At 44.0% G+C, this 6,738-nt stretch carries 5 protein-coding genes; 1 reads left to right on the top strand and 4 read right to left on the bottom strand.

Annotated elements, in window-relative coordinates; genetic code table 11:
• From AB3112_RS06800 to AB3112_RS06815, 4 genes are all read right to left on the bottom strand, one after another.
• On the bottom strand, window positions 1-629 hold a 629-nt coding region (locus tag AB3112_RS06800), incomplete at its 3' end, for a transporter substrate-binding domain-containing protein (protein ID WP_367334160.1).
• Window positions 630-951: 322 nt separating this feature from the next.
• Complete coding sequence (gdhA, locus tag AB3112_RS06805; protein WP_367334161.1) at window positions 952-2,298, bottom strand: NADP-specific glutamate dehydrogenase; 1,347 nt, start codon at window positions 2,296-2,298, stop codon at window positions 952-954.
• Window positions 2,299-2,925: 627 nt separating this feature from the next.
• Window positions 2,926-4,620: an oleate hydratase gene (locus AB3112_RS06810; RefSeq protein ID WP_367334162.1), complete on the bottom strand. Its 1,695-nt coding sequence runs from the start codon at window positions 4,618-4,620 to the stop codon at window positions 2,926-2,928.
• 25 nt (window positions 4,621-4,645) lie between these two features.
• Window positions 4,646-4,768 (bottom strand): hypothetical protein, encoded by a 123-nt coding sequence (locus tag AB3112_RS06815; protein ID WP_257786596.1) that lies wholly within the window; start codon window positions 4,766-4,768, stop codon window positions 4,646-4,648.
• 273 nt (window positions 4,769-5,041) lie between these two features.
• Between AB3112_RS06815 and AB3112_RS06820 the strand changes: the two genes are divergently transcribed.
• Entirely contained in the window at window positions 5,042-6,481 is a 1,440-nt protein-coding gene (locus AB3112_RS06820) for a DHA2 family efflux MFS transporter permease subunit (protein ID WP_084973528.1), read from the top strand.
• Window positions 6,482-6,738: the final 257 nt, after the last annotated feature.

Consider the following 6,738-nt stretch of genomic DNA (forward strand, 5'->3'; position numbering starts at 1 on the left):
AAAAGTTCTTGATTATGTCCTTTTTTAACACCAAACGCAACTGGATTCTTGTTGGCCGCCTTACCGACTAATTTCAAGTTCATCTTATTCTTGATCGAATACAGCAAGGTCGCCGTGGAATCAATGGCCGCTGCTGAGTTGCCAACTAGGACGTTGCTCAATTCCGTATTACTGTCATTGAATCGGGTAATGTGAAACCCGTATTTCTTTTGAATACTTTCAGCGTACTGCTCGGAGGTCGATCCTGTCTTAACCGCAACCGTTTTGCCTCTTAAGTCGCTGTATCCCTTAATGGAACTGCCCTTTGGAACAGCGAGTGCCAAGCCAACGTTATAGTATGGCTTTGAAAAATCAATCTTTTGCGCCCGTTCAGGAGTCGCCATCATCGCGGCGATCACGCCATCAACCTGATTTCCTTCCAGCGCCTGAACGGCCGCCGCAAAGTTCATGACTTTGAGCGTGTAGGTGAAGTTCTCCTTTTTAGCGGCTGCCCGTAGAATTTCGACGTCTAAGCCAGGATGAGCGGTGTTGTATGACCCATTTTTGGCCTGGATTTCAAACGGCACAAAGGTTGGCCCGACGCCAATCGTATAATGTTCACGCGATTGAGCAGATGCAATATTATTCATTATAAATAAAAACGCGCAGGTGGTTACTAACACGATAAGATTTTTTCTAATAATTTTCAACTCATTCACTCCTCACAAATCGCTTTTATAAAATATATCATTTTATCAACTTTAAGGGAAGTGCTTGGTCAATATTACATGTTCAAAGAAGTAACATCCATGTCAGTATTCGTGATTACAGGGGTAACTATTGGCATTGCAATGAGGTCTTTTCTCATTGTTAGTCTATAATTATCCATTTTATTATATATTTATTCATATCAATTAGTCCAACTAAAAAAGCAGCCTAATCATTTCGATTAGTGCTGCTCATCTTTTTAAATCAAACCAGTCCCTGGGCCATCATTGCCTCTGCAACCTTTTCAAACCCGGCAATGTTTGCACCAGCCTGATAGTCCTTGTCCAACTTATATTTCTTATCGGCAGCTTCTGACTTGGCAAAAATATCTTCCATGATATCCTGCAGGCGATTATCCACCGTTTCAAAGCTCCAAGCCAACCGCTCACTGTTTTGACTCATTTCAAGGGCTGACACGGCCACGCCACCGGCATTGGCAGCTTTTCCAGGGCCGTACAGCAAGCCGCCATCCCGATAAATCGCAATTGCGTCTGGGTAGCTTGGCATATTGGCCCCTTCACACACGTATTTGGCACCATCTTTAACGATCAACTTGGCTTGATCCTTGTTGATCTCATTTTGAGTGGCACAGGGTAAGGCCACATCATAGTCAACGTCAAAGTCCCAGACAGATCCGCCATGGTATTCAGCCGAAGCGACCCGATCCGCGTACTCACGAATACGGCCACGTTCAACTTCCTTGATTTGTTTGACAACTTGATAGTCAATTCCCTTGGGATCATAAATGTAGCCGTTGGAATCGGACACCGTGATGACAGTTGCTCCCAACTCGGTTGCCTTTTGAATCGCATAGGTGGCCACATTTCCGGAACCGGAAATTCTGATTTTCTTTCCAGTCAGCGTATCTCCTTGAGCTTTCAACATCGCGTTCGTGTAGTATAGAAGACCGAACCCAGTGGCCTCAGTTCTGGCAAGACTACCGCCAAAGGTGAGCCCTTTTCCAGTCAGAACGCCATTTTTAAATCCGTTCAGTCGTTTATAAGCTCCAAACAAGTAGCCGATTTCCCGTCCACCAACCCCAATATCGCCGGCAGGAACATCCAAATCCGGACCAATATGACGTTGTAGTTCGGTCATAAAGCTTTGACAAAAGCGCATGATTTCGGAATCGGATTTGCCCTTTGGATCGAAGTCACAACCACCCTTAGCGCCACCGATTGGCAATCCGGTCAAACTATTTTTGAGAATTTGTTCAAAGCCCAGGAATTTGACCACGCTCAAGTTAACGCTGGGATGTAACCTCAGTCCACCCTTATATGGCCCGATTGCAGAATTAAACTGAACCCGAAATCCACGGTTGACGTTAAATTGACCGTCATCAGACTGCCAAGGAACCCTGAATTGAATGACCCGTTCCGGCTCCACCAATTGTGCTAAAAGGTTTGCTTCAACATATTCAGGATGGGCTTCCAAAGTGGGTGCCAAGCTATCCAAAACGGTAAATACCGCCTCTTGAAACTCCTTTTGGTCAGGGTCACGATGGTCAATTTGATCTTTAATCGATTCAATATATGTCTTTACGTTGGTCAAGGTTATTCCTACTTTCTGTTTTGGCTTTGGGAACAAATAACGGCTCTAAATAATCATTCACTTCTGAAGAACTAATTTATATTGTTATGTCATATATTAGCAGATTTTCGATGATATTTCTTCACATTATATGAATATTTATTTAGAGGAACACAGATTCTAAGATTGAGGGAATTGGAAAACGGTTGCTAGGACTGGTTTTTCCTTCAGCCTATTGCATTTCTATTTTGTCATCAACAGTTATTGATTTGTGAAATGGCATTAATAATTATTCGTGTTCGACAGGTATATTTTCACTGTTATCTAGCTGAAATGAGCTTCACAAACCAAGGAAGAGAAAATAACGACAAAACCCCAGCTATGCGAGTAATCGCATAACTGGGATTGCTTTTTCACTGTTATCTAGCTGAAATGAGCTCCACAAACCAGGATAGATAAAATAACGGCAAAGCCCAGCCATGCGAGTAATCGCACCACTGGGATGGTTTTTCCACTGCTATTTAGCTGAAATGAGCTCCGCAAACCAGGATAGGCAAAATAAAGACACAATCCCAGCCATGCGAGTAATCGCATAACTGGGATTGTGTCTTTATTTTGCCTATCCTAAACGGTTTGTTACGCTCTCTTTTATTTAAACATCTTCCTCGTTGCCTTGGCTAACGTCTTTATATCCTTATCATAACGCGGATTTTTGACCAACTTGGCCATTGGGACCCCCGCAAAGTGGTACGCTGCGATTTCACCCGAGCGGACCGCACTTTGTTCCGTAAAGACCATTTGATATGGCTGCTCTACAAATTCGCCCGTAAATGCCAAATTAGTTGAGTGTTCCGGAATAACCTTTGGCCGATCCGTCTTGGCCCGGTTATTGAATAGCGCGGACGCATACGGCATATATGCTGGAATGCAGTTGATGACGCTGTCCATAATTTCTTGTTTCTTATCCATAATGTTACCCGGACCCGGGTCAACCTTTGAGAGCTGTCCGAGCAATTCCTCAAGCATTTCCTTACCCGTCATCTTGATGTACTGCTTATCAACGAACTCACCCTTCCGACGTGGATACAAGAAGTAACCCCAGATAACCGCCTCGTTTGCCTTTTGGGTCGTGAAATGAGGCTGGTGGTGGACCACAATCGACATGTTAACGTCTTTATTGCCCATTGGTGTAATCGGTGTCGTCGAAATAAATGAGTTCAAGGCATTCCCAGGAACTTGAGTCGTAATTCGGGTAATCTCATTAAGCAAAATATGATCCTTGGTCGTCAGCGTAAAGCTAATCCACTCACTGGCATTCCGGTCGTTGAAGAACTTATCCGGATTACCCAAGTTGTAAAAGCGGTTGGTTGCTTTCTTCCACAAGCTGGCAGCAGCGCCGTAGTCCATGTTTTCGGCAGCTGGCGTATTGAAATCGCCAAGTGTTGCCGAGTCGGTGATTGAACCGTTGGTGAAAATAACCGCCGTATCATCGTCAACCGCAACGTCTTCTTCCTCGCCGGTTTCGGTATTGGTCATGCGCAAAGCAGTCACGGTAATTTCGTCTTGCATCGGCGTGTCTTTGAATTCAAAGTTCGTCACCCGTCGATTGAGAACAATCTTGACACCCTGTTCCTTCAAATAATTAATCAGCGGCAACATGATACTTTCGTATTGATTGTATCGGGTCCGGTTAACGCCGACCAAGTGCTCAATCTGTGTAAACTCATAAATCATTTGGTGCATGTAACGGCGCAGTTCTTGCGCTGAACTCTGGGTTCTAAACGCAAAGGTTGTCTCCCACATGTACCAGAAGTTGGTGGTAAACATGTGAGGATCATCCTTAAAGTAGTCAGCAATCGTCACATTATCAAGCTTTTCTTCCTTAGAATCCGGCATCAACAAAAGTTCAGTCAATTTCATTCTGTCCTTATTATTAAAACCAAGCTTACCGCCATTAATAATTCCCTTGCCGCCTTCCATTAAACGGGCTTTATCAAAGGTCCGGTGGTTGGCATCAAATTCACGGGTATCCTCTGCGGCAGTCATCCCTGGTTCAGTTGCCGATGGGACACGACTGAGCAGATCCATTAAATCCACGTAGGTTCGGTAGTTGAGCATCCGACCGCCACGAGCAACGAAGCCTTTCGTATTTTCAAGGGGGTGAACCTTGTTCCAATACTCCCCTGCAGCCTCGTTGGCGGGTGAGCCATCATTCGAACCGTGATCATCAATTGAATAAAAGGTGATTTGGTCACCCTGCCAGTGGCCTTCTTGAATTAAATAAACAGCCGCAGCCATATTGGCCAAACCGGCACCAATTAGAATTGCTTTATTTTTTGTCATTAAAAATTCCTCCAAACAAACTCAATTATTTTGCCTCGTACTCATCATACAGGTGTGAATCGTCTTCAAACCAGCCGATTGATTTCAAGAAGCAGGCACCGGCAACAATGACACCCACCCCAGTTAAAATTAATACTGTGTGTTTCATATCCAATCGCTCCCCGTTTCAAATTTCAGCGAAAATGACGTTGTTCTTTGTATCTGCCTCTATTGTAGTAGAAATTCGGCATAAATGTATGGACAATGTCTACATAACTGTCCATATTTTGGGAAACGTTCTCACAAATCCCCACGGTGCTTGTTTTCAGAAATTTATGAAAGTAATTGAAAATAAAACTTACGAGATATCTTTTTTTATGGTAGTGTAATCAATTGTCGTGAATAATTATTTTTTAGAATTTAGAATTAGGAGAAACATTTTATGGAAAAATCGTTAAATGCAGATCAAACATTTGCACAACCAAAACAAAAGCAGGCTGCTAAGCCCGTTGACCGACCATTTCTTGCCATGCTGGGAATGCTCATCGGCGGCTTCGTTGGAATGTTGAGTGAAACATCACTGAATATCGCCCTGCCAAGCTTAATTACCGAGCTTCACACCAGCATTGGTACCATGCAATGGTTAGTGACCGGCTACATGCTGGTCATCGGAATTGTCCTGCCAATGTCATCACTACTACAAAGAATTTTTACCACCCGTTCACTGGTCTTATTCGCCCTGTGTGACTTTATCGTCGGCGCCGTTATCTCCGCGTTGGCACCAAACTTTGCTATTTTATTAGTCGGTCGAATGATTCAGGGAATTGCGACCGGATTGATTTTACCGCTGATGTTTACCGTGGCCACTTTAATCTTTCCACCCTATAAGTTAGGGTCCGCGATGGGGATGATTGGTTTGGTCATCATGTTTGCGCCAGCTGTTGGCCCAACGCTTGCCGGAATGATCTTGGGAATTCTTTCATGGCACTGGATTTTCTGGTTATTCGTCCCATTCTTGTTAATCGCGTTCGTTTTAGCTGTTAAATTTTTGCCAAACGTCGGCGACATCACCAAGCCAAAAATCGACTGGTTATCACTGATCCTTTCAACAATTGGTTTTGGTGGTTTAGTGACCGGTGTCAGCTTGGCCAGTGATTCTGGTTGGACCTCACCTCAAGTATTGGGCACCTTGATCGTCTCATTGCTGGTTCTTGCATGGTACATCCGACGTCAATTAGTTTCTGAAACGCCCATCTTAAACTTCAGAGTTTTCAAGAAGAGCCAGTTTACAGTCGGCTCCGTTCTGGTAATGCTCGACTTTGCAATCATCCTTTCATCCATGTACCTCTTGCCAATGTTCTGGCAAAATGGGTTGGCAATTCCAGTTGCTTTAACCGGAGTTGTGATGCTGCCCGGTGGACTGGTTAACGCCATTGTATCCGCAGTTGCCGGCCGATTCTCAGACACTGTCAGCACCAAGTTATTAACGACCTTAGGCTTTGGTATCACCATTATCGGAATTGTGATGTTGCTGCTTGCCAGTTCAACGTCACCAATGTGGTATGTCATCTTAGCTCATATTGTCATCATGATGGGTGTGCCAATGGCAATGTCTCCTGCCCAAACATTTGGATTGGGTGCCTTGGATGAACAGACTTCTGGCGACGGAAGTACCATCATGAACACTTTCCAACAAATTGTCGGCGCCATTGCCACGGCGATTGCAACCAGCCTCTTGGCATTCGGCCAAAACGCTGCTGGCCAAGTCAGTCATCAAATCGCATTTACCAATGGTGTTCACGTTGGTTTATGGTTTACATTGATTGTCGCTGCCGTTGCCTTCCTACTTTCATTTACCATTAAGGACCGGAAGCGGGCTTAACATAAAAAAATAAATAGAGATTCTCAAAAGCCGTCCGAATTTCGAACGGTTTTTTTGAATAAATTTCACTAAAACGTTTGTACTCGCGTCATTATTATAAAATTTATGTAAGGGCTTTATTTCCCTTAATATCAGCATTGACGGCGTTTGCTCATGAATGTACAATCAAGAAGGATCCTTGTTTAATATATTTCAGAGAGGCGGATTTATTATGAAATTTTCTCGGTTGTTACCAGGTGTTGCGACATTCACTGTTA

Origin of the sequence: Lentilactobacillus sp., from assembly GCF_040773105.1 — a bacterium.
GTDB lineage: Bacteria > Bacillota > Bacilli > Lactobacillales > Lactobacillaceae > Lentilactobacillus > Lentilactobacillus parabuchneri.